This is a genomic window from Micromonospora narathiwatensis, assembly GCF_900089605.1.
Taxonomy (GTDB): domain Bacteria; phylum Actinomycetota; class Actinomycetes; order Mycobacteriales; family Micromonosporaceae; genus Micromonospora; species Micromonospora narathiwatensis.
Map to the genome: position 1 here is coordinate 5215117 of NZ_LT594324.1, position 22350 is coordinate 5237466.

Sequence of the window (22350 nt, forward strand, 5' to 3'; positions counted from 1 at the left end):
ACTCCTCGCGCTCACAGGAGATTCCCCACGACGGTCGCCTCCGGGTACATGCGGCGCTGCTCCTCCCACTGCACGAGCATCGCGGACAGGAAGGGACGACAGAGCCGGGCGGTCAGCGTCGCACTGTCGATGCGGTCGTACACCTCGATGTAGACGGTCGGGATCCGGCGCAGGCGGGCCGCGACCACGAACGGCAGGGCCACCCCGGCCCCCGTGGTGACCACCGCGTCCACCCGGCGGCGGCGCATCACCTGGAACGCGAGGAAGGCGTTACGGACCAGGTTCTTCACGTTGCGGGTCGTGGGGTGGTACGCCCACACGACGTCCTCGCCGTCGAGAAGCGAGCGGGCGTCGGGAGTGTCGAATGTGACCCAGGCCCGGTGCCGGTTCCGGTACCAGGGTTCCAGGGCCAGCAGTTGGGCGAGGTGCCCGCCGCTGGAACCGACCAGCAGGACCTGCCCCGCGCCCTCGGTTGACCCGCTCACCAAACGTCCTCCCGATACGCCGCGACCGCGTCCGAATATTCGTGAACGGCCCTCGGACGCGTCATGACAACCTATCGGCGCGACGGTGGACAAATGAAGGGGCCGATGGACGGATCCCGCCCCGCCGGTCGGACCAGCCCGCGAGCTCCGCCGCCGGCGCCCGTGCCAAGCAGACAACCAGGTCAGCCAGGGCGCAACAGCGACAGGGGCCGGGCCACCCGGGACAGTCGGGCGGGTGTCAGGATTCCGTCACTTCTCCGGGCGACGAGTCGACGGCGACGCCGACCCGCAGCGGCAGGTCGGGGCCCCAAAACCGGAAACCCGCCCGAATGGTCAATAGAGACCGGCCATATCTACCCGTGCCGTCTACACCCGGGCAGGGTCACCGGAACTTGAGCGGACTTTTCCCCATCGTTTGGATCGGGGACAATCAAGGTCACGGTCAGGTCCAGCTGCGCCGTGGACTGCCCGGCTCGGTCGAAAGGGAGCGACAGAATCTGATGCCCTCACCCCACCTGGCCGAGAGCGACGCCGACGGACTTGCCCTGATGGCCTATCTGGGCTGGCTACGCCGCCGCTGGTGGATCCTGCTCCTCGCCGCGGTCCTCGGCACGGCCGGGGGGCTGGCGGTGAGTCAGCTTCAGCACGCCCGCTACACGTCGAGCACCTCGCTGCTGGTACGCCCGCTCAGCGCCGGCCCGGACAGCAACCCCAATGCGAAGGTCAACCTCGACACGGAGGCGCAGGTGGTCCGTTCGCTCGTGGTGGCGGAGCGGGCCAAGGGCCTGATGAAGAGCGGCACCGAGGCCGAGGTGCTGGTCCAGTCGGTGGCCGTCACCGTGCCGCCGAACAGCCAGGTCCTCCAGGTGGCCTACGAGGCGGACAGCCCGGCCCAGGCGCAGGCCGGTTCGCACGCCTTCGCGCAGGCGTACCTGGACCTGCGCAAGGCCACCGCGCAGAAGGCGCTGGAGAACGAGACCACCGCCCTGAAGCAGCAGATCGCGGACCTCAACAAGCAGTTGAGCGCGGTCGCCGGGCGGATCGCGGCGGCGCCGAGCAACTCGGTCGAGCGGCAACGGGCCGAGGCCGACCGGAGCGTGCTGACCAACCAGCTCTCCTCGCTGAACAACCGGCTCAGCCCGCTGATCTCCGCCGACACCGACCCCGGCGAGATCATCTCGGACGCCCGGCTGCCGCAGCGCCCCAGCTCCCCGAACCGCACCCTCAACCTGGCCAGCGGCCTGGGGGCCGGCCTGCTCCTGGGCATCGTGCTGGCGATGGTGCTGGACCGGCTCGACACCCGGGTACGCCGCGGTCGGGACATCACCGACCGGGTCGGCCTGCCGTTGCTGCTGGAGCTGCCGGCGCGCACCTCCTCGCTGGCGATGCTGCCGGCCTCCCACAAGATCTCCCGAGAGCTGGGTCGGCTGCGCAACGTGCTGCTCTCCGCAGTGCCCGAGCCGCGTGAGGCCGGTCGGGGACGCCAACTCCTGCTCTGTGACGGCTCGGCCGGCACGGCCGCCGGGTTCGTCGCCGCCAACCTGGCCGCCGCGTACGCCCGTACCGGCCAGCAGGTGGCGCTGGTGACCACCAAGCCGGACTCGACGGTGAGCGCCATCACCGGGGTCGCCGAGGGCCGGTACAGCCTGGCCTCGGTGCTCCGCCGGGACGTGCCGGCGCTCAAGGCGCTGGCCCCGGTGCCCGGCCTCGGCCAGCTCCGGGTGCTGGTCCCCGGCGACCTGGACGCCGAGGTCGAGCTGCCGGTCGGCGGCCTGCTGGAGATCCTCCGCGAGCTGACCGCACGCTTCGACCACGTGCTGATCGAGACCGCCCAGCCAACCGTCGCGGTGGAGGCCCAGGCCCTGGGCCGGCACGTCGACGCGGTGATCGTGGTGGCCGAGACCGGGCAGACCCGCAGCGGCGAGATCAGCGCCGCACTCCAGCAGTTCGAGCAGGTCAACGCCCCGGTGATCGGTGCGGTGCTGGCGCCGCGCCTGCCCGCCCCGGCCGGGACGAGCCGTCCGGCCGCCCCGGTCAACCGGCCCAAGCCCCGGCCGAGCCCCGGCCCGTCCGCCGAGTCGACCATGGTGCTGCCCCGGATGAATCCGTCCGGCTCGGGCCCCGCCGGTTCGGCGAAGCCGGTGCCGCCGATCCCGCCGCCTGTCCAGCCGACGATCCCGGGCAAGCCGCTGCCGGTGAACGGCAGCGGCGGCACGTACCGGTCCCGCAGCGACATCCCGGGCACCGACGGCCCGGGGCGCGGCTATGCGCTCGACTCGGGCGAGGACCGGGGGTGAACCGCCGGCAGATGCTCCGCGCCGCCCTCGCTCCGGCCCTCGTGGTCGGCTTCGGCGCGGCGTGCGGCGAGCCGCCACCCCCCGCCAGCAAGGTCAACGTGGTCGACCCCGGCACACCCGCGTCGGCCACCCCGAGCCCCACCCCGAGCCTGCCCGCCGCGCCGCTGACCGGGCTGCCGGTGAGCGCCGCCGCGGTGGCCGAGCGGCAGGCGGTGGCCGTACCGCTGCGGGTCAGCCCGTCGACCACCCCGTACGGACTGGACGCCGCCGACCTGGTCTACGCCGAGTTCGCCGAGTCCGACACGCTCCACCTCACGGCGGTGTTCCAGTCCCGGGACGCCGCCAAGGTCGGGCCGGTCACCGAGATCCGTCCGGTCGACATCCGGTCCGTCGCCGTGCTGCGTCCCTTCGTCGGATACGCCGGCGGACCCACCGGTTTCCTCACCCAGTTCGAGAAGTCCGGCCTGGCCGGAGTCACCCCCGCCGACGGCAAGGTCTTCGCCTCCGGCCACACCTCCACCGCCGCGCTGTGGAAGGCCGCGCCGAAGGGCGGCCAGCCGCCCACACCCGCGCTCGACCATGCGACCGACGGTGCCGCGCTGGCCGCCCGGGACCTCGTCCCGGCCCGCGAGCTGACCGTCAGCGTCGCCGGCGGCCCGCCCATGATCTGGCGGTACGACCAGCAGAAGTCGCACTGGGTCGGCAAGGTGGGCACCGCCACGGTGACCGCCGCCTCGGTGATCGTGCTGACCATGGAATACCGGACGCTGGACGTCCGGCACCCGTCGCCGCGGTCGCTCCCGGCGGCGAACGTCTTCGGCGAGGGCGCTGTCGTCGCGGTCTCCGGGCCGTCCGGCGCGAAGGGCCGGTGGCGCAAGCCCGGCCTCCAGTTGGTCTGCACCATCGCCGACAACGGCGGCGACATGCTGCACCCGCAGCCCGGCAACGCCTGGGTGATCTACGCGCCGACCAGCGCCAAGGTCACCGTGAAATGAGCACGGTCACCCCGCACCGCCCCGCCCACGGGACGGCCCCGGTCGGCGGCGACGCCCCCGGGCCCGGGCCGACGCGACTCGCGCCGGCCCCGGTACGACCGAAGGGCGGGTCGCTGCGGCTGCCCGTGGCGTGGCCGCTGATCGCGCTCTTCGTGCTCTATCCGCTGTGGTGGGCGCTCGGGGTGTCCAGCTTCGTCTTCGTCATCTTCGCGGTGCCGATGCTGGTGCAGCTGCGCAGCCGGGGCCCGATCCGGGTGCCGCCCGGCTTCGGCATCTGGCTGGTGCTGCTGCTCTGGGTGCTGCTGTCGGCCCTGATGCTCGGCCTCACCGCGCCGAACACGCTCCCGCCCGACGGCGGCGGCGGTCGGTACGTCGGCTGGGCCATCCGGCTGGCGAACTACGTCGCCATGACCGTGGTCATGCTCTACGTGCTCAACCTGAGCGAGCGGGAGCTGTCCCGGCGGCGGGTGGTCCGGCTCTTCGGGTTCATGGGTGTCGTCGTGGTGATCGGCGGTTGGCTCGGCTCGCTCTTCCCCAACTTCAGCTTCGTCGCGCCGCTGCGCTCCGTCCTGCCGCACTCGATCGCCAGCAACTCGTACGTCTCCTCGCTGATGAACGTCAAGTTCGCTCAGGTCCAGCAGGTGATCGCCGGTGAGGCCAGCTCGCCGCGCCCGTCCGCGCCGTTCGCGTACACGAATTCCTGGGGTGAGAACACCGCGATCCTGCTGATCTGGTTGATCGTCGGCTGGGTGGTGCTGGGCCGGCCGCTGCGCCGGGTGCTCGGCGTCGCGATCGTCCTGGCCGCGATCTTCCCGATCATCTACTCGCTCAACCGGGGCCTCTGGATCGGCCTCGGCATCGCCGCGGTGTACGTGGCCATCCGGCTCGCCCTGCGCGGCCGGATGGTGGTGCTCGGCGGGCTCGCGCTGGCGGTCGGCCTGATCGGCGTACTGATCATCGCCACCCCGCTCGGGCGCACCTTCGACGAGCGGCTGCAGAACGGGCACAGCGACGACATCCGGACCACCCTCTCCCAGGGCGCGATCACCGCCGCCAACCACTCGCCGGTGCTCGGGTACGGCGGCAACCGGGCGCTGATCGGCAGCAACCGGTCGATCGCCATCGGCAAGTCCGAGGACTGCAAGCAGTGCGGCAACCGGGAGCTGGGCAGCAACGGCCAGCTCTGGGCGCTGCTGGTCGGCCAGGGCTACGTGGGCGCGCTCTGCTACAACGGCTTCTTCCTCTACTGCCTCTGGCGCTACCGGCGCGACCACAGCCCGATCGGGGTCGCGGGCAGTCTGGTCCTGATCCTCATGCTCTTCTTCCAGTTCACCTACGGGGCGCTGGAAGCCACCCTCGCCTACGGCCTGATCTCGGTCGCCCTGCTCGCCCGCAACGACCGGCTGCGCCGGGCCGTCGCGCCGGCGCCGCACAGGGGCACCGTGGCCGGGCTGCGGGCCCGACTGGAAGCTGCCGGTGACCGCTGATGGTGTTCCGCGTACCTGCCGACGGCGACGGCCGCGCCGCGTACCTGGGTGAGCTGGCCGGGCTGATCTGGCCCGAGCCGGCCGAGCCCGCCCTGCGCAGGGGAGGTCCCGGCTGGGTGGTGGTGCCGTCGGCGGCCCGGCCACGGCTGCTGGTGCCGACCGGCTCGGGCCGGGCCGCGGCCGGTGCCGTGCGGCACTCCACCGAGGCGGTCGGCCGCAAGGCGCGGCTGGTCCGGCAGGGGCTGGCCACCGCGTTCCGGCTCGGGCTGGGCCCGCTGGTGTTCCGCGACCGGCTGGTGGTGACCGGTGCCGGGCTCGACGCGTACCTGACCGAGGTGCTGGGCACCCCGGCGCTGGTCAGCATGCACATCGGTCCGGCGCGGGCGAACCGCAAACCGGTGCTGCAACTGCTCGCCCCGGACGGCCGGGCCCTCGGGTACGCCAAGCTCGGCGTCGACCCGTTGACCCGGGCCCTGGTCGACGCGGAGGCCGCCGCGCTGCGCCGGCTGGCCGACCTGCCGCTCGGCGCGGTCACCGTGGCCGGGGTACGCCACCACGGCGACTGGCACGGGCACGCGCTGCTGGTGCAGGAGGCGCTGCCGGTGCGGCTGCCCCGGGCCACCCCGGCCGCCGCCGAGGCGGCCGAGCGGACGGCCATGGTGACGGTCGCCGGCTGCCTGGGCGTACGCCGGGGGTCGTGGGCCGGGAGCGGCCACGCGGCCCGGCTCGCCGACGCGGTGGACGCGCTCGGCGCGCGGCCGGAGGCCGAGCGGCTGCGCACCGTGCTGAAGTCCGTCGCGGACGCCGACCCGACGGTGGCCTTCGGCGCCTGGCACGGCGACTGGAACGGCGGGAACAGCGCGGTGCTGGCCGACGGCCGGGTGCTGGTCTGGGACTGGGAGCGGTTCGAGCCGGACGTGCCGGCCGGGTACGACGCGCTGCACCGGGCGGTGCAGACCGCGATCGGCCACGTCGGGGTGGCCCCGACGGAGGCCGCGCGGGCGCTGATCGCCGGCGCGGACCGGACGCTGGCGCCGTTCGACCAGGACGGCCGGGGCGCCGACCTGGTCGCCGTGCTCTACCTGGTGGAGCTGGCGGCGCGCTATCTGCGGGACCGGCAGGCGGAGGCGGGCGCGCGGCTGGGGCACGTCGACGCCTGGCTGCTGCCCGCCGTCGAGGAGCACCTGGCCCGCCGGGCCCGGTGAGAGTGAGGAGTGGGGACGTGACGCTGGCCAGGGAGCAGGCGCTCCGTGCGGTGAAGTCGATGAGCCGGACGGTCGGTCGGTTGACCGCCGGTTCGCGGATGGTGCCCGGATTCCTGATCGTGGGGGCGCAGCGCTGCGGCACCACCTCGCTGTTCAAGACGCTCGCCCAGCATCCCGGGGTGCTGCCGCCGGCGTACCACAAGGGCGTGCACTACTTCGACATGGACTACCACCGGGGGATGGGCTGGTATCTCGGCCACTTCCCCAGCACCTCGAAGGCGGAGGCGGTCCGGCAGCAGCTCGGCGTACGCGGGATCACCGGCGAGTCCAGCCCGTACTACATGTTCCACCCGCTCGCCGCGCGGCGGATCGCCAAGGACCTGCCCTCGGTGAAGCTGCTGGTGCTGCTGCGCGACCCGGTGGAGCGGGCCTATTCGGCGCACTCGCACGAGCTGGCCCGGGGCTACGAGAGCGAGTCGTCGTTCGAGCGGGCGCTGGCCCTGGAAGAGGAGCGGACCGCCGGCGAGCGGGAGCGGATGACCGCCGACCCGAGGTACGCCAGCCACCATCTCCAGCACAACGCGTACCTGGCCCGGGGGCGGTACGTCGAGCAGCTGGAGCGGCTGGAGGCGCTGGTCGGCCGGGAGCGGCTGCACGTCATCGACAGCGATGACTTTTTCGCCGACCCGCGCCCGTCCTTCGACGCGGTCTGCGACTTCCTCCGCCTGCCGCGCTGGGCGGACATCTCCTTCGGCAAGCACAACTCGCGTTCCCGCTCGCCGATGTCGACCGAGTTGCGGGCCCGGCTGGAGGCGCACTTCGCCCCGTACGACGAGCGGCTGACCAAGTGGTGGGGACGCGTGCCGTCGTGGCGGCGGTGACCCGGGCGGACGCCGGGGCCACCGCGACGCAGGCCACCGCCCCGGTCGGCGGTGCCGGCCTCGGCGGCGCGGCCCGGCAGGGCTTCGCGAACCTGGTCGGCGTCGGCCTCGCCGCGGTCGCCGGCTTCGGGCTGAACGTCGTCATCACCCGTGGCTGGTCGGTCCACGACGCCGGCGTGTTCTTCGCGGCCACCAGCGCGTTCATGATCGCCGCGTCGGCGGCCCGGCTCGGCACCGACGTCGGAACCGTCTACTTCGTCAGCCGGCAGCGCGCCCTCGACCAGCGGGAGCGGATCCGGGGCACGATCCTGGCCGGGTTGGTGCCGGTGCTGGCCGTCGGGGCGCTGCTCGGCCTCGCCGGCTGGCTGGCCGCCCCGGCGCTCGCCGAGGCGACCATGCCCGAGGCCGGCCCGGGCGGGGTGACCGCGCTGCGCGTCCTGCTGGCCTTCGTGCCGCTGGCCGCGCTCAACGACTACGCCCTCGCCGCCTGTCGGGGCTTCGGCCAGATGCGGCCGCTGCTCACCGTGGAACGGCTCGGCCGCACGCTGGTGCAGTTCGTCGCGGTGGCGGTGGCCGCCTGGCTGGGTCTCTCCGCCACCACCGCGCTGCCGCTGGCCTGGGCGGTGCCGTACCTGCTCGCCGCGGCGGTCGCCGTGGCCTGGCTGGCCCGGCTGGTCCGTCGCGCCGGACGGCACGTCGCCCGGCCGGTGCCGGCCGGCGAACTGCTCGGGCCGTTCTGGCGGTTCACCGGGCCGCGCGCGGTGAGCGGCGTGGCCGCGATCGTCGTACAGCGGTTGGACATCGTGCTGCTCAGCGCCCTGCGTGGGCCGGCCGACGCGGCCATCTACACGGCGGCGACCCGCTTCCTGGCGCTCGGCCAGCTCGCCAGCGTCGCGCTGTCCAGCTCGGTCCAGCACCGGCTGGCCGCCGCCTTCGCCCGCAACGACCGGGCCGAGGCGCAGCAGCTCTACCAGGCGGCCACCGGCTGGCTGGTGCTGCTCTCCTGGCCCGCGTACCTGGTCTTCGCGGCGTTCGCCGAGCCGATGATGGCGCTCTTCGGCTCCGGCTACAGCACCGGTCGCCGGGTGGTGCTGCTGCTCGCGCTGACCATGCTGCTGGCGACCGGCTGCGGCATGGTGGACATGGTGCTCAACATGGCCGGGCGTACCGCGTGGACCTTCTACAACGCGATGACCGGCACGGTGCTCAACGTGGTCGCCAACATCGCGCTCATCCCGGGGTACGGCATCGTCGGCGCCGCCCTGGCCTGGACGACGTCCATCCTGGTCACCAACCTGGTGCCGCTGACCCAGCTCTGGTGGTCGATGCGCCTGCACCCGTTCGGGCGGGGCACCCGGGCCGCGATGGCCCTGGCCGTCGCCTGCTTCGGCCTGCCGCTCGGGGCGGCCGGCCTGCTCGACGCCCCGGTGCCGGTGCTCACCCTGCTGGCGGTGGCCGGCACGGCGGCGTACCTGGCCGGCGCCTGGCGCTGGCGGGCCACCCTGCACCTCGACGCGCTCCGCGCGCTGCGCCGGGGCCGGAACCGCGCCGGCGCGACCCCGACCGCCCAGCCCTGACCTGCCCCTGCGTACCGATGGGACACCGATGACCAGCAGCACGCCGTTCACCCCGCACACCGGCCTGTCCGCCGTGAAGGCCGCGAAGCTCGCCGCCGTCGGCCTGCTCGCGGACCGGAAGGAGCGCCGGGAGCTGGAACGGCCGGTGGAGGCCGCCAACCGCAGGCTCAGCCTGCGGGTGGAGCGGCCGATCTTCATCCTGGGCGCGCCCCGTTCCGGCACGACGTTCCTGGGCAGCTGCGTGGGGGCGCTGCCGGAGGTCTCGTACCACTTCGAGCCCCGGCTGACCAAGGCGGTGGCCCGCTGCGTGTACGAGGGCAGTTGGACCCCGCAGCGGGCGGCCCGCTACTTCCGCGGCTACTACGGCGCGCTGCTCGCCGCGTCCGGGCACGGCGGGCTGCGGTTCGCCGAGAAGGACCCGGAGAACTGCTTCATCGTGCCGTTCCTCACCGAGGTCTTCCCGGACGCGGTCTTCCTGCACGTCTACCGTGACGGCCGGGACGTGGCGGTGTCGCACGCCGAGCAGCCGTGGCTGAACGCGTCCTCGACGGGGACCGGCAAGAGCGGTCGGGGCGGTACGCCGTGGGGGGCCGCGCCCCGGTTCTGGGTGGAGCCGGAGCGGCACGACGAGTTCACCAGGGTCTCCGACCTGGGCCGCTCGGCCTGGATGTGGCGCCGCTTCACCGGCAGCGCGATGGCCCAGCTCGCCGAGCTGCCCGCCGAGCGGGTACGCCACCTGCGCTACGAGGACATCGTCACCCGCCCGGCGGAGGCGGCCGAGTTGGTCGCCGACTTCCTCGACGTCGGTGATCCGGCCGGCCGGCAGGCGCTGCACGCCCGCTTCGCCAAGGCCCGCCCCGACTCGGTGGGCCGGTGGCGGAAGCGACTGGCCGAACAGGACCTCGTCGACGTACTGGCCCAGGCTGAGCCGCTGCTCAGCGAACTCGGCTACAGCGGGTGAGCGTCACCGCACGGTAGAGTGCCAGGGTCGCCCGCCCGCCCCGGCGCGCCGTCCCACTGACGCGCGCTCTCGGAGCCGTGACCGTGGGGCCGGTGACCATCCTGGGGAGAGGTTGCGGTGGTACGACGGTTACGACGTACGGTGGCGGCGGCGTTCGCCCTGGCGTGCCTGATGCCGGCGGTGGCGGCATGCGACTCCGGCCCCGCCGACCGGCCGGCCCGCCAGGCGACCGCGACGGTGCCGCCGCCCTCCGTGGAGCCCCGGACCGACCCGGTCCGCACCACCGGGCGCGGGCCGAAGCCGCCGAAGACGGGCGCCTGGCTGGGCGCGTGGGTCAAACCGCAGTTCCACAACGCCACCGGGCGGGCGGCGGCGCTCGACGAGTTCGACCAGGCGGCCGGCGGCAAGCTGACCATCGCCCACATGTTCCACCAGTGGAACGACGCGTTCCCGGGTGCCACCGAGCGGGCGTTCCAGGCCCAGGGCCGGCTACAGATGATCTCCTGGCAGGGCACGGACACCCGGTCCACGGTCAGCGGCACCTACGACCCGCTGATCCGCCAGCGCGCCGAGGACGTCAAGGCGTTCGGGGTGCCGGTGCTGCTCCGCTACCGGTGGGAGATGGACCGGCCGAACCTGGCCGCCAGCATGCACTCGCCGGAGGACTACGTCGCCGCGTGGAAGCACGTACGGGCCATCTTCACCGAGGTCGGTGCCACCAACGCGGCCTGGGTGTGGTGCCCGCACGCGGACGGCTTCGCCGACCCGGCCCGGCAGGCCGCCGCCTACTACCCGGGTGACGACCAGGTGGACTGGCTCTGCGCCGACGTGTACCCCAGCCCGGAGTGGAACAGCTTCGCCGACCGGATGGACCACTTCATGGCCTTCGCGCAGCAGCATCCCCGGCCGGTGGTGATCGGCGAGTTCGGCCTCACCCAGGAGGGCCGGCCGGGCCAGCGGGCCGACTGGCTGCGCGAGGTCCAGCCGTACCTCAAGAAGCACCCGCAGATCAAGGCGGCGCTCTACTTCGCGGCCAAGCAGACCACGAAACCGCTCTACGACAGCACGTTCGGCAACGACCCGGAAAGCGCGGCGGTGTTCCGCGAAATGGTCACTGACCCGTACTTCAGTCCGCCGCCGCCGGATCTCACCGTCCCGTCCGGACCACCGCGGAAGCCGGGCCGATAATCTCCGTCGTCTTTTCGTGCCGGCCGGGCGATTGATCGGCCCGAATCGCCGGTCCCGGGTGGACGAGCGGCAGCCGAATGCGAGAAGGTATTCCTCTCACGTCTGCGGTCGGCCGGCGTACGCCCACCTCGCGTCGACAACGGCCAGCGCCGCAGCGCCTCCGACCTTAAACCCGGAGTTGCCTGTGGTTTCCACAATCCTGAGACACCGCTCGGTGTCCGCATTCGGCGCCGCCGCTCTCGGCATCGCCGTCCTGTTCACCCCCACGGCCGGGCTCACCGCCCCCGCGCTCGCCGCCCCCGCGCCGGGCCACACCACGATGGTCGGCGAGGTGCCGTCCGACAAGACGCCGAACATCAACGACGGCGACGTGGTGGCCATCTACGACGCGGGCACCAAGGTCATCGTGGGTGGCTCGTTCACCAGGGCGCAGGACCGCGGCTCACAGACAACCGAGGTCACCCGGAACTACCTGTTGGCCTTCGACAAGGCCACCGGGAAGATCGACAACTCCTTCGTCCCGGTGCTGGACCGCGAGGTGACCGCGCTGATCGCCGGGCCGACTCCGGGCACGGTCTACGTCGCCGGCCAGTTCAACACGGTGAACGGTCAGAGCGGTTTCCGGAAGCTGGCGCTGCTCAACATCTCCGACGGTTCCCCGGTGGCCGGGTTCAAGGCCCCCGCGTTCAACGGCACGATCAAGGACATCGCACTGGTCGGCGGCCGGCTGCTGCTCGGCGGCATCTTCAGCACCGCCGGCACCGCCACCCGCAACGGGCTGGCCTCGCTGAACGCCACCACCGGTGCGCTGGACGACTACCTCACCGTGTCGCTCACCGAGCACCACAACTGGACCCCCACCAACGGCGGCGCCTCGGCCGGGGTCGGCGCCCAGAAGCTGGCGGTGTCGCCGGACGGCCGGCACCTGGTCGTCATCGGCAACTTCAAGAAGGCCAACAACGTCGTCCACGACCAGATCGTGCGGATCAACCTGGCCGACGCCTCGGCGACGATCGCCGACTGGAACACCGACCGCTACACGGCGGCCTGCAAGTACACCGCCTTCGACTCGTACATGCGGGACGTGGCGTTCGCCCCGAACGGCAAGTACTTCGTGGTGGTCACCACCGGCGCGCCGTACGCGGGGACGCTCTGTGACACGGCGGTCCGCTGGGAGACCTCGGCCGGCGGCGCCGGGCAGGAGCCCACCTGGGTCAACTACAGCGGCGGCGACACCTTCCTCTCGGTCGGCGTCAGCGAGCAGGCCATCTACGTCGGCGGCCACATCCGCTGGGTCAACAACCCGATGGGCCGTGACCGGGCGGCGGCGGGCGCCGTCCCCCGGGCCAGCATCGCGGCCCTCGACCCGGTGAGCGGCCTGCCGCTGTCCTGGAACCCGGGCCGCCACCCGCGCGGCTACGGCGTCACCGAGATGCTGGTGACCCCGCAGGGGCTCTGGCTGGGCAGCGACCAGGAGTGGATCGGCAACCGCGAATACAAGCGGGCACGGCTCGCGTTCTTCCCGCTCACCGGCGGCAACGCCCCGCGCTCGACCGCCACCAAGGGCCTGCCGGGCAACGTCTACCAGGCCGGCCGTGCGGCGCAGACCGAGGTCCTCTACCGGGTCAACGCCGGCGGTCCGAAGATCAGCGCGATCGACGGCGGCCCGGACTGGGCCGGTGACACGGCCGCCGCGCCGAGCCCGCTGCACAACAGCGGCAGCAGCGTCTCCACGTACACCACGAACGCGAAGGTCGACTCGACCGTGCCGGCGACCACCCCGGCGACGCTGTTCAACAGCGAGCGCTGGGACCTTGCGGCCGACCCGGACATGCAGTGGGACTTCCCCGTCGCGGCCGGCACCCGGGTCGACGTGCGGATCTACCTGGCCAACCGGTACGCCGGCACCGCCACCGCCGGCAAGCGGAAGTTCAACGTCAGCATCGACGGCGTGCTCAAGCTGAACAGCTTCGACCCGGTCGCCGCCATCGGCGCCACCGATCGCGGCACCATGCGGTCCTTCTCGGTGGTCAGCGACGGCGTGGTCGACGTCGACTTCGGCCGGGTGCTGGAGAACCCGCTGGTCCAGGGCATCGAGATCGTCAAGACCGCGCCGACGCCCAGCGCCTCCGACGTGCTCTACCGGGTCAACGCCGGCGGCGGGTCGCTGACCGCGGCCAGCGGGCCGAACTGGGCCGCCGACAGCGCCGCGTCGCCGAGCCAGTACCACAACACCGGCAGCAGCGTCTCCACGTACACCACCAACGCGACGCTCGACGCGACCGTGCCGGCCGGCACGCCGGTGGCGCTGTTCAACAGCGAGCGCTGGGACCTGGCGACCGACCCGGACATGAAGTGGGAGTTCCCGGTTCCGGCCGGCACCCCGATCCAGGTCCGGATCTACCTGGCCAACCGGTACGCCGGCACCGCCACCGCCGGCAAGCGGAAGTTCAACGTCAGCATCGACGGCGTACTCAAGCTGAACAAGTTCGACCCGGTGGCCTCGATCGGTGCCACCAACCGGGGCACGATGCGGGCCTTCGCCATCACCAGCGACGGCAAGGTCAACATCGACTTCGGCCGGGTGCTGGAGAACCCGCTGGTCCAGGGCATCGAGATCGTCGAGCTCCCGCCGGTGCCGTCGGTGACCACGGTGGACGACGTGTCCAGGCGGTCGTACGACGGAGCGAGCAAGGTGGGCGCGGTGGCCACCGTCGCGAACAGCGACAAGACCCCGTGGTCGAAGGCCACCGGCGCGTTCTGGGTCGGCGGCGACCTGTTCTACGGCCTGAACGGCGAGTTCTACCGCCGTTCGTTCGACGGCACCGCCTTCGGCACCCCGGTCAAGGTGGACCCGTACCACGACCCCAAGTGGGACAAGATCGTGACGGGCTCCGCCCCCGAGGGCTCGACGTACGCCGGCATGAACTCGAACTTCTACGACGAGTTGCCGAACGTGACCGGCATGTTCTACAGCGCTGGCCGCCTCTACTACACGCTCTCCGGCCAGAGCACGCTGTTCTGGCGCTGGTTCACGCCGGACACCGGCACGGTCGGGGCGGAGCGGACCACCGTCACCGGCACGAAGGCGTTCGCCGACGCGGGTGGCATGTTCCTGAACGGCGACACGCTCTACGTCGTGTCCCGGAGCACCGGCACCCTCTCCTCGATGGCGTGGTCGAACGGTGTGCCGACCGGCTCCATCACCGTGCGCAGCGGCCCGGGCGTCGACAAGGTGGACTGGCGGGGTACCGCCACCTTCGTCGGCCCGTGACCTGAGGCACCGTACGACGATGGCCCGGCCGGTCACGGCCGGGCCATCGCCCTTTCCGGGCCGGGGTCAGGCGTCCTCCGGTGACACGACCGGGCATCGCCACCGGCGGCTCCGGCTCGCTACTGTCGTGGCGTGCCCACCGAGCCCCTCCGCTGCGCCGGCGCGCTGATCGTGGACGACGACGGCCGCCTCTTCTTCCAGCGCCGGTCCCCCGAGCGGCGCCTCTTCCCAAACTGCTGGGACATCGTCGGCGGCCACCTCGAACCGGGCGAGGGGGTGGAGGACGCGCTGCGCCGTGAGGTCACCGAGGAGACCGGCTGGACCGTCTCGCACGTGCTCGGGCAGGTCGGCGAATACCGGTACACCGGCGACGACGGGCTGGCCCGGGTGGAGACCGACTTCCTGGTGCGGGTGGACGGCGATCTCGCCCGCCCCCGGCTCGAAGCGGGCAAGCACACCGAGTTCCGCTGGCTCGGCGAGGAGGACGTGGTGCTGCTGGACGAGCACCGCGACGTCAACGACGGGCTGATCCGGCGGATCGCCGAGGAGGCCTTCGCCGCCCTGCGTTCGATCGGTCGGTGAGCGACCCGGCCGTTCCGGGTCGCGACCCGGCTTCCGACGCGCCGAGCCGGAACGTCGAGCGGGTCGAGCTGCCGCCGCACCGGTTCGCCGGGCTGGTCGCCCCGGCGGTCGACCGGGCCTTCACCGCCGCCATGTGCGCCGGCCGGGACGGCGTCGTCGAGCTGAGTTCACGGTACGGCGGCCCGGCGGCCAGCGGTTTCCTGGTGGAGTTCCGCACCCGCCTCGCCACGCCGGGCGGGACGGTGAGTTGCCCCGGCTTCGCCGCGTTGACCCGCTACCAGGATCCGGCCGCCTGTCGACGCGCGCTGGACAAGCAGGTCGCGTACGGGATGCTCCAGCGCATGCCCGACGGCGGCTGCTGCGCCACCGATCGGGGGCTCGCCTTCCTCGGCGAGCTGTGGCAGGTGCACGCCAGGGCGACCGGGGAGCTGTGGGCCGGGCACGACGATCGGCTGACCCGGCTGGTGACGGCGCTCGGCCGGGTGCTCACGTACGCCCTGGTGCTGGCCGAGTCGGACGAGCCCGGCGCGTTCGCCGCGCTGGCCCCGCCGCACGAGCCGGAGGACAGCCCACCGGGGGTGCTGCTGCTCAACCGGCTGGGCACGTTGCGCCACCACCGGGCGGACGCGCACGCGGCGGCGTGGACCGCCGCGGGGCACACCGCGACCAGTGTCGCCGCGCTGCCGCCCGGGCCGGAACGGCTGGCCATCGAGCAGGAGACCGACCGGCGGGCCGCCGGCCCGTACGCGGTGCTCAGCGCCGAGGAGCGGCTGGCGATGCTGGGGGACCTCGCCGCCCTGCCGGGCTGACCGAAGGTTGACGGCAGTCGGTCGGTCGTGCGGCGCTATCCTCCACCGGGTGAACTCCAGTCGAACGAAGGATGATGCCGGCATGATCGGTATGGTGCTCGCCGCCGGCGCGGGACGGCGGCTGCGCCCGTACACCGACACGCTGCCGAAGGCCCTGATACCGGTCGACGGGGAAATCACCATCCTCGACATCGCGCTGCGCAACCTCGCCGAGGTCGGGCTGACCGAGGTCGTCATCGTGGTCGGCTACGCCGCGGACGCGGTCCGGCAGCGCCAGGCGGCGCTGGAGCAGAAGTACGGCGTCACGATCACGCTGGTGCACAACGACCGGGCCGAGGAGTGGAACAACGCGTACTCGCTCTGGCTGGCCCGGGAGCACTTCTCCCGGGGCGTGCTGCTGGTCAACGGCGACACCGTGCACCCGGTGAGCGTGGAGAAGACCCTGCTGGCCGAGCGCGGCCCGGGCATCCTGCTGGCCATCGACAACATCAAGCCGCTGGCCGAGGAGGAGATGAAGGCCACCTTCGACGCCGGCGGCCAGCTCACCCGGATCACCAAGCTGATGGACCCGGGCGAGGCGTACGGGGAGTACATCGGCGCGACGCTGATCGAGCCGCAGGTGGCCGACGCGCTCGCCGACGCCCTGGAGGCGACCTGGCGGCGGGACCCGAACCTCTACTACGAGGACGGCTACCAGGAGTTCGCCGACCGGGGCGGCGAGGTGCGGGCGGCACCGATCGGCGACGTCTCCTGGGTGGAGGTCGACAACCACGCCGACCTGGCCCGGGCTCGGGAGATCGCGTGCCGCTACTAGCCCGGACGATCCTCACCCCGCTGCACATCGACGTACGGCGGGGCGCGGTGGCCGACCTCGCCACGATCCTCGTCGACGGGCGGATCTCCGCCGGGGGTGACGTGGCGGTGGTGGTCGGGCCGGGTCAGGGTGCCCAGATCGCCGAGCTGATCCGCCCGTCGCTGCGTTCGGCGGACGTGTTCACCGTGGTCGGTGGCACCCTGGACGCCGCCGACGATCTCGGCGCCAAGCTGCGCACCCGCTCGTACGACGCGGTGGTCGGCATCGGCGGCGGCAAGACCATCGACGTGGCGAAGTACGCCGCCACCCGGCGCGGCCTGCCCATGGTCACCGTGGCCACCGCCCTGGCCAACGACGGCATCGCCTCCCCGGTGGCCAGCCTGGTCAACGAGGGGCTGAAGGGCTCGTACGGGGTGCACATCCCGATCGCGGTGATCGTCGACCTGGACTTCGTGGAGGCCGGCCCGGAGCGGCACAACCGCGCCGGCGTCGGGGACGTGGTGAGCAACATCAGCGCGCTGGCCGACTGGGAGCTGGCCCGGCAGGTCCGCGGCGAGCCGGTCGACGGGCTGGCCGCCTCACTGGCCCGGATGGGCGCCGAGGCGGTGCTCGCCCACCCGGGCGACATGGGCGACGACGCGTTCGTCACGGTGCTGGCCGAGGCGCTGATCTCCACCGGCCTGGCGATGGCGGTCTGTGGCACCAGCCGCCCGGCCAGCGGCGGCTGCCACGAGATCATGCACGCGATCGACGCGCTCTACCCGGACACCGCCTCGCACGGCGAACTGGCCGGGTTGGGCGCGCTCTTCTGCACCTTCCTCCGCGGCGACCGGCGGCGGTTCGTCGAGATGTCGGCCTGCCTGGCGCGGCACGGTCTGCCCCGGCTCCCGGCCGACGTGGGGCTGACCGACGAACAGTTCGTCGAGGCGGTGCGGTTCGCGCCCGCCACCCGCCCGGACCGCTACACCATCCTCGAACACCTCGCGATGTCGACCGACGAGACGCGTCGGCGGCTGGGAGATTACGCCGATGAACTTTGCGATCACCGTGGCTGACGCGACCCGCCCCACGGTCGCCGACTTCCACGCCAGGAACCGCGGCGGCGGGCTCTTCAGCGAGTCGGTGAGCCAGTGGGTGGGTGCGGCGATCGCGGTCGCCGCGCACCGGCTGGGCCTGCGGCCGACCACGCTGACCCTGTCGAACCTCGTGCTGGGCCTGGCCACGTCGGCGACCGTGGTGCTGCTCGCCGGCCCGGTCGCCGACGGCACCGTCCCGGCCTGGGTCGTCGGGCTGCTCGCCCTGTTCGGCTGGCAGATCGCGTACGCGCTGGACTGCGCGGACGGGCAGCTCGCCCGGGTCACCGGTCAGGGCAGCTCGGCCGGTGCCCGGGTCGACGTGCTGTGCGACGTGGCCGCCCAGATCGCGCTGGTCACCGCCCTCGGGGCGACCACGCTGGCGCAGCGGCCGTCGACGCCGATCTGGCTGGTGGCGGTCTTCGCGGGCACCTGGATGGTCAACCTGGTCACCTCGGTGATGCAGGCCGGCCCGAACGCGGCCAGCATGGTCGCCTCGACCTCGCTCCCCGTACGCCTGGTGAAGCTGGTCCGCGACTACGGTGCGGTGATCTTCCTGGCCGGGCTGGTGCTGGCCATCGCCCCGGCGCTGACGATCTGGGTGATCGTCGCCTTCACGATCATCAACGGCGGTTTCCTGCTCGCCAGCATCGCCTTCTCCGCCCGCGCGTCCCTCCACTGACCCGCCCCTTGATCCACACATTCATGTGCGGATCATGGCGCGGGCGCGGTGGCCGCGACGTCGGCGTAGATGTCGATGAGGCGCTTGGTGACCACGTCGGGGTGGAAGATGCGCTCATAGCGGGCCCGGGCCGCCGGGGCGAGCGCCGCCGCCCCGGCCCGGGCCACCGGCAGCGCGGCGGCCAGCGCGGCCGGCTCCGGGGCCACCACCCAGCCGGCCTCGCCCCGCTCGATGCCGGCGGGCATCGCCGGCCCCACGGACCCGGCGGGCGCCGACGCCACCTCGGCCGGGCCGGTGCCGGCGGGCTCCCGGGGGGTGTCCGCGCCGACCAGGTACGGGATGCCACCGAGCGCCGTGCCGAGCACCGGCCGGCCGCTGGCCAGCGCCTCGATGATCACGGTCGGCAGCACGTCGTGCCAGGTGGAGGTCGCCAGCACCACCGCGCTCTCCGTGAGCGTGGCGCGTACCCCGGCCCGGTCGAGCGGGCCGAGGAAGGTGAGGTCGGCGCGCTCGGCGGCGGCCGACTCGACCAGCGGGCGCAGCTCCCCGTCGCCGGCGATCCGCAGCGGGCCGAGCGCGCCGTCCGGGTGCCGCCGCCACGCCTCCAGCAGCAGGTCCAGCCCCTTCTCGGGAGAGAGCCGGCCGAGGAAGAGGAAACCGTCGCCGGACGGCGCCGGGGTGCCCGGATCGGGGACGGCGTTGGGCTTGACCACGATCCGCTCGTCCGGGATGCCGTAGTCGCGGAGGTGGTCGGCGACCGCGGTGGTGAGCGCGATGAACCGGTCCACCGACCGCCAGGTCGGCCGGTGCACGGCGAGCGTGGTCGCCATCAGCGCGCTCTGCGCCCGGGAGCCCCGGTAGCAGCGGTGCACGATCGCCGGCACGCCCAGCGCCCGGCCCCGGCAGTCCTGGCAGATCACGCCGTCGCGGAAGTAGAGACCGGACGAGCAGACCTGCCGGTAGTTGTGCACCGTCTGCACCACCGGCACGCCGCGCCGGTGCGCGGTCCGGACCACCCAGGGCGACAGCAGGGGGTACGGGTTGTGCAGGTGCAGCACGTCGGGACGGTGCTCGACGAGCAGACGGTCCAGGTCGTGCTGGGCCTTCGGCGCCCAGATCGGCGAGATCGGCAGCAGCGCCTTGGCGGGCCGGGACATCGAGGGGATCTCGTCGGAGCTGCGGATGAACGGCAGCACCTCCACCCCGGCCGCGGTGAGCTGGGCGATCTCCGCGTCGACGATGGTGTTCTCGCCGGAGGGCTGAGCTTCCCGGTACCGGTTGTGCGCCACCACGATTCTCACGGGAAAGAAGGCTACCGTTGTGAGGTGCCCGAACTACCGGAGGTGGAAGCGCTCGCCGGCTACCTGCGCGAGCGGGCGGTGGGCCGATGCGTCGAGCGCGTCGAGGTCGCCGCGATCAGCGCCCTGAAGACGTACGACCCGCCGCCGAGTGCGGTGTCGGGCCGGGCGGTGGTCGGTGCCGGCCGGCACGGAAAGTTCCTGGACGTCCGGTTCGACGGCGGGCTGCACCTGGTGGTCCACCTGGCCCGGGCGGGCTGGCTGCACTACCGGGAGGCGTTCCCGTCGACCGCCCCGCTGCGCCCCGGCAAGGGCCCGGTCGCGCTGCGGGTACGCCTCGACGACGGCTCCGGGTTCGACCTGACCGAGGCCGGCACCCAGAAGAAGCTGGCCGCGTACCTGGTGACCGACCCGGCGCAGGTGCCCGGGGTGGCGAAGCTGGGCCCGGACGCGCTCGACGCCGACCTGGCCACCTTCGCCGAGCGGATGCGCAGCCGGCGGGGGCAGATCAAGGGGGTGCTGACCGATCAGGCGGTGCTGTCCGGGGTCGGCAACGCGTACTCGGACGAGATCCTGCACGCGGCGAGGCTGTCGCCGTTCGCGATCACCGACCGGCTCACCGACGACCAGCTCGCCGCGCTGCACGGGGCGACCCGGGCGGTGCTCGGCGACGCGGTCCGCCGGTCGATGGGGCAGCGGGCCGCCGAGCTGAAGGGCGAGAAGCGCTCCGGGCTCAAGGTGCACGCCCGGGCCGGACTGCCCTGTCCGGTCTGTGGCGACACCGTCCGGGAGGTCTCGTTCGCCGACTCCAGCCTCCAGTACTGCCCCACCTGCCAGACGGGCGGCCGGCCGCTGGCTGACCGACGGTTGTCCCGCCTCGTACGGTGAGTAATCACACCCGAGGCGATTACGGAGAGGAATCGACTCGGATCGCCGAAGGTCCCACTCGCAGCTCTTCCCGGGCCACAATCCATCGGTATAGTGGCTCGGTCCCCGGCTTCACAACCGATACGGAGCCGGCCAGATCCCCGCGATACCAACGGACGCGCTTCCTTCCCGGCGGCCCGTCCCGGCCGGGCTCGCGTGGGAGACTGGGACGGTGGGCGACCCGGGTCCTCACGGCGAGTGAGGGTGCGGGTCATGCGGGAGGACATGGGTTGAGGTGACGACAAGCCTCCAGCGCCCGGTAACCAACACAGGCCGGAGCAAGAGCGTGCGGCACGTCGACAGCTTCGAGATCCAGCCGCCGACTTCGCCGTCTCACAACGGCGTACCCCGGTCGGCGTGGGCCCGCGCCCGCCGCCGGGTTTCCCGCTGGCACCGCCCCTACATCGCGATCCTGCTGCTGATCGACTTCGGCGCGGCGGCCCTGGCCAGCTTCCTGGCCATCCAGATCTTCGAGCAGGCCGCCTCGGGTTTCCGGGCCCAGTCGTGGTTCTACACGGTCGCGTTCGTGCTGCTGCCGCTCGGCTGGTTGATCATTCTGTGGGGCAACCGGGCGTACGACCGCCGCTATCTCGGTCTCGGACCCGACGAGTTCAAGCGGGTGATCCGGGCCGGCGTGGCGGTCACCGCCACCGTCTCCTTCATCGCCTTCGCGACGAAGACCTACTCGCTCTCCCGGTGGACGGTCGGCTTCGCCCTGCTCGGGGCGATGCTGTTGATCCTGCTCGGCCGGATGGTGGCCCGGCTCGCGCTGCACGCGATCCGGCGCCGGGCCGGGCACGCCGGTCACCGGATGGTGCTGGTCGGCACCCTGCCGGAGTGCCTGGAGGTCTACATCGCGGTCACCCGCAACCCCGGCGCCGGCCTGGTGCCGGTCGCCATCCACCTGACTGACGGGTACGCCGCCGCGCGCGGCATCGAGACCCCGGTGCCGGTCTACGCCGGCCGGGACGTGCTCGCCCTGGTCCGCGAGGTGGGCGGCGACACCATCGCGGTGTGCGGCTCGGCCAGCGCCGAGCCGGGCGAGCTGCGCCGGATGGCCTGGCAACTGGAGGGCTCCGGCGTCGACCTGGTCGTCGCGCCCCAGCTCACCGACATCGCCGGTCCCCGGGTGCACATCCGCCCGATCGAGGGCCTACCGCTGCTGCACGTCGAGGAGCCGACCCTGTCGGGCCCGGCGCTGCTGGTCAAGAACCTGATGGACCGGGTGGCCGCCGGGCTGGGCCTGGTGCTGCTGATCCCGCTCTTCGTCGCGATCGCGGTCGCCATCCGGATCTCCGACCCCGGGCCGGTCTTCTTCCGGCAGCCCCGGGTCGGCCACGAGGGGCGGACCTTCCGGGTCTGGAAGTTCCGCACCATGTACGTCGACGCCGAGGAGCGGCTGGCCGGCCTGGTCGACCAGAACGAGACCGACGGCATGCTGTTCAAGATCAAGCAGGATCCCCGGGTGTTCCCGGTGGGCCGTTTCCTGCGCGCCTCCTCGCTGGACGAGCTGCCCCAGCTGATCAACGTGCTCTGGGGCGAGATGTCGCTGGTCGGGCCGCGCCCGCTGCCCGCCGACGACGGTGACTTCCTCGGCGACGTACGCCGCCGGCTGCTGGTCCGGCCGGGCATCACCGGGCTCTGGCAGGTCTCCGGCCGCTCCGACCTCTCCTGGGACGAGGCGGTCCGGCTCGACCTCTACTACGTCGACAACTGGTCCCTCGCCTACGACCTGAGCATCCTGTGGCGGACCGTCGGGGTGGTGCTGGTCCGCAAGGGCGCGTACTGACCCCTTGGCGGGTGGTCCGCCAGCCG

General features: G+C 72.8%; 18 protein-coding genes. 16 read left to right on the plus strand and 2 right to left on the minus strand.

The annotated features are described in order from the left end of the window. Window positions 1-11: 11 nt before the first annotated feature. The gene (locus GA0070621_RS22830) at window positions 12-488 is read right to left on the minus strand and encodes a glycosyltransferase family 28 protein (protein WP_091199525.1); all 477 of its coding nucleotides are present in this window, start codon (window positions 486-488) and stop codon (window positions 12-14) included. Between the two features lie 497 nt (window positions 489-985). On the opposite strand from GA0070621_RS22830, the gene GA0070621_RS22835 reads away from it, so the two are divergent. From GA0070621_RS22835 to GA0070621_RS22900, 14 genes are all read left to right on the plus strand, one after another. Beyond that, the gene (locus GA0070621_RS22835; protein ID WP_091199527.1) at window positions 986-2782 is read left to right on the plus strand and encodes a Wzz/FepE/Etk N-terminal domain-containing protein; all 1797 of its coding nucleotides are present in this window, start codon (window positions 986-988) and stop codon (window positions 2780-2782) included. Then, window positions 2779-3777 (plus strand): DUF3048 domain-containing protein, encoded by a 999-nt coding sequence (locus GA0070621_RS22840; RefSeq protein WP_091199529.1) that lies wholly within the window; start codon window positions 2779-2781, stop codon window positions 3775-3777. The genes GA0070621_RS22835 and GA0070621_RS22840 overlap by 4 nt, the downstream gene beginning before the upstream one ends. Further along, window positions 3774-5264 carry an O-antigen ligase family protein gene (locus GA0070621_RS22845; protein WP_091199531.1) on the plus strand — a complete coding sequence of 497 codons (1491 nt, stop codon included), beginning with the start codon at window positions 3774-3776 and terminating at the stop codon, window positions 5262-5264. Before GA0070621_RS22840 ends, GA0070621_RS22845 begins: the two co-directional genes overlap by 4 nt. Further along, complete coding sequence (locus GA0070621_RS22850; protein WP_091199533.1) at window positions 5264-6469, plus strand: hypothetical protein; 1206 nt, start codon at window positions 5264-5266, stop codon at window positions 6467-6469. The genes GA0070621_RS22845 and GA0070621_RS22850 overlap by 1 nt, the downstream gene beginning before the upstream one ends. Before the next feature lie 17 nt (window positions 6470-6486). Next, a complete protein-coding gene (locus GA0070621_RS22855) occupies window positions 6487-7350 on the plus strand; it encodes a sulfotransferase family protein (protein ID WP_091199535.1) in 864 nt (287 codons plus the stop codon). Continuing rightward, entirely contained in the window at window positions 7317-8927 is a 1611-nt protein-coding gene (locus GA0070621_RS22860; protein ID WP_091199537.1) for an MATE family efflux transporter, read from the plus strand. Before GA0070621_RS22855 ends, GA0070621_RS22860 begins: the two co-directional genes overlap by 34 nt. A 28-nt stretch (window positions 8928-8955) precedes the next feature. After that, complete coding sequence (locus GA0070621_RS22865; RefSeq protein WP_091199539.1) at window positions 8956-9888, plus strand: sulfotransferase family protein; 933 nt, start codon at window positions 8956-8958, stop codon at window positions 9886-9888. Window positions 9889-10005: 117 nt separating this feature from the next. After that, window positions 10006-11076, plus strand: a complete 1071-nt coding sequence (locus tag GA0070621_RS22870; RefSeq protein ID WP_167667180.1) for a glycoside hydrolase family 26 protein — start codon at window positions 10006-10008, stop codon at window positions 11074-11076. A gap of 214 nt (window positions 11077-11290) precedes the next feature. Next, complete coding sequence (locus tag GA0070621_RS22875; RefSeq protein WP_167667181.1) at window positions 11291-14350, plus strand: malectin domain-containing carbohydrate-binding protein; 3060 nt, start codon at window positions 11291-11293, stop codon at window positions 14348-14350. A 132-nt stretch (window positions 14351-14482) separates the two neighbouring features. Then, on the plus strand, window positions 14483-14932 hold the full coding sequence (locus GA0070621_RS22880; protein WP_091199544.1) for an NUDIX hydrolase: 450 nt from the start codon (window positions 14483-14485) through the stop codon (window positions 14930-14932). Next, a complete protein-coding gene (locus GA0070621_RS22885) occupies window positions 14929-15741 on the plus strand; it encodes a hypothetical protein (RefSeq protein ID WP_091199546.1) in 813 nt (270 codons plus the stop codon). The genes GA0070621_RS22880 and GA0070621_RS22885 overlap by 4 nt, the downstream gene beginning before the upstream one ends. Window positions 15742-15823: 82 nt before the next feature. Next, complete coding sequence (locus GA0070621_RS22890; RefSeq protein ID WP_091199548.1) at window positions 15824-16555, plus strand: phosphocholine cytidylyltransferase family protein; 732 nt, start codon at window positions 15824-15826, stop codon at window positions 16553-16555. After that, complete coding sequence (locus GA0070621_RS22895) at window positions 16543-17610, plus strand: iron-containing alcohol dehydrogenase family protein (protein WP_091199550.1); 1068 nt, start codon at window positions 16543-16545, stop codon at window positions 17608-17610. The genes GA0070621_RS22890 and GA0070621_RS22895 overlap by 13 nt, the downstream gene beginning before the upstream one ends. After that, a complete protein-coding gene (locus GA0070621_RS22900; RefSeq protein ID WP_091199552.1) occupies window positions 17585-18310 on the plus strand; it encodes a CDP-alcohol phosphatidyltransferase family protein in 726 nt (241 codons plus the stop codon). The genes GA0070621_RS22895 and GA0070621_RS22900 overlap by 26 nt, the downstream gene beginning before the upstream one ends. Window positions 18311-18342: 32 nt before the next feature. On the opposite strand, the gene GA0070621_RS22905 is transcribed toward GA0070621_RS22900, so the two are convergent. After that, window positions 18343-19611 (minus strand): glycosyltransferase, encoded by a 1269-nt coding sequence (locus GA0070621_RS22905; protein ID WP_091199554.1) that lies wholly within the window; start codon window positions 19609-19611, stop codon window positions 18343-18345. Between the two features lie 24 nt (window positions 19612-19635). Here GA0070621_RS22905 and GA0070621_RS22910 point away from each other — a divergent pair, with 24 nt between their 5' ends. Both GA0070621_RS22910 and GA0070621_RS22915 read left to right on the plus strand, forming a co-directional pair. After that, window positions 19636-20496: an Fpg/Nei family DNA glycosylase gene (locus GA0070621_RS22910; RefSeq protein WP_091199556.1), complete on the plus strand. Its 861-nt coding sequence runs from the start codon at window positions 19636-19638 to the stop codon at window positions 20494-20496. 325 nt (window positions 20497-20821) lie between these two features. Beyond that, complete coding sequence (locus tag GA0070621_RS22915; protein ID WP_091199558.1) at window positions 20822-22324, plus strand: sugar transferase; 1503 nt, start codon at window positions 20822-20824, stop codon at window positions 22322-22324. Window positions 22325-22350 lie beyond the last annotated feature (26 nt).

Excerpts from the sequence above, each read along its gene's own strand:
- GA0070621_RS22835 (WP_091199527.1), top strand. The coding sequence starts at position 986 with ATGCCCTCACCCCACCTGGCCGAGAGCGACGCCGACGGACTTGCCCTG.
- GA0070621_RS22845 (WP_091199531.1), top strand. The coding sequence starts at position 3,774 with ATGAGCACGGTCACCCCGCACCGCCCCGCCCACGGGACGGCCCCGGTC.
- GA0070621_RS22850 (WP_091199533.1), top strand. The coding sequence starts at position 5,264 with ATGGTGTTCCGCGTACCTGCCGACGGCGACGGCCGCGCCGCGTACCTG.
- GA0070621_RS22865 (WP_091199539.1), top strand. The coding sequence starts at position 8,956 with ATGACCAGCAGCACGCCGTTCACCCCGCACACCGGCCTGTCCGCCGTG.
- GA0070621_RS22890 (WP_091199548.1), top strand. The coding sequence starts at position 15,824 with ATGATCGGTATGGTGCTCGCCGCCGGCGCGGGACGGCGGCTGCGCCCG.
- GA0070621_RS22900 (WP_091199552.1), top strand. The coding sequence starts at position 17,585 with ATGAACTTTGCGATCACCGTGGCTGACGCGACCCGCCCCACGGTCGCC.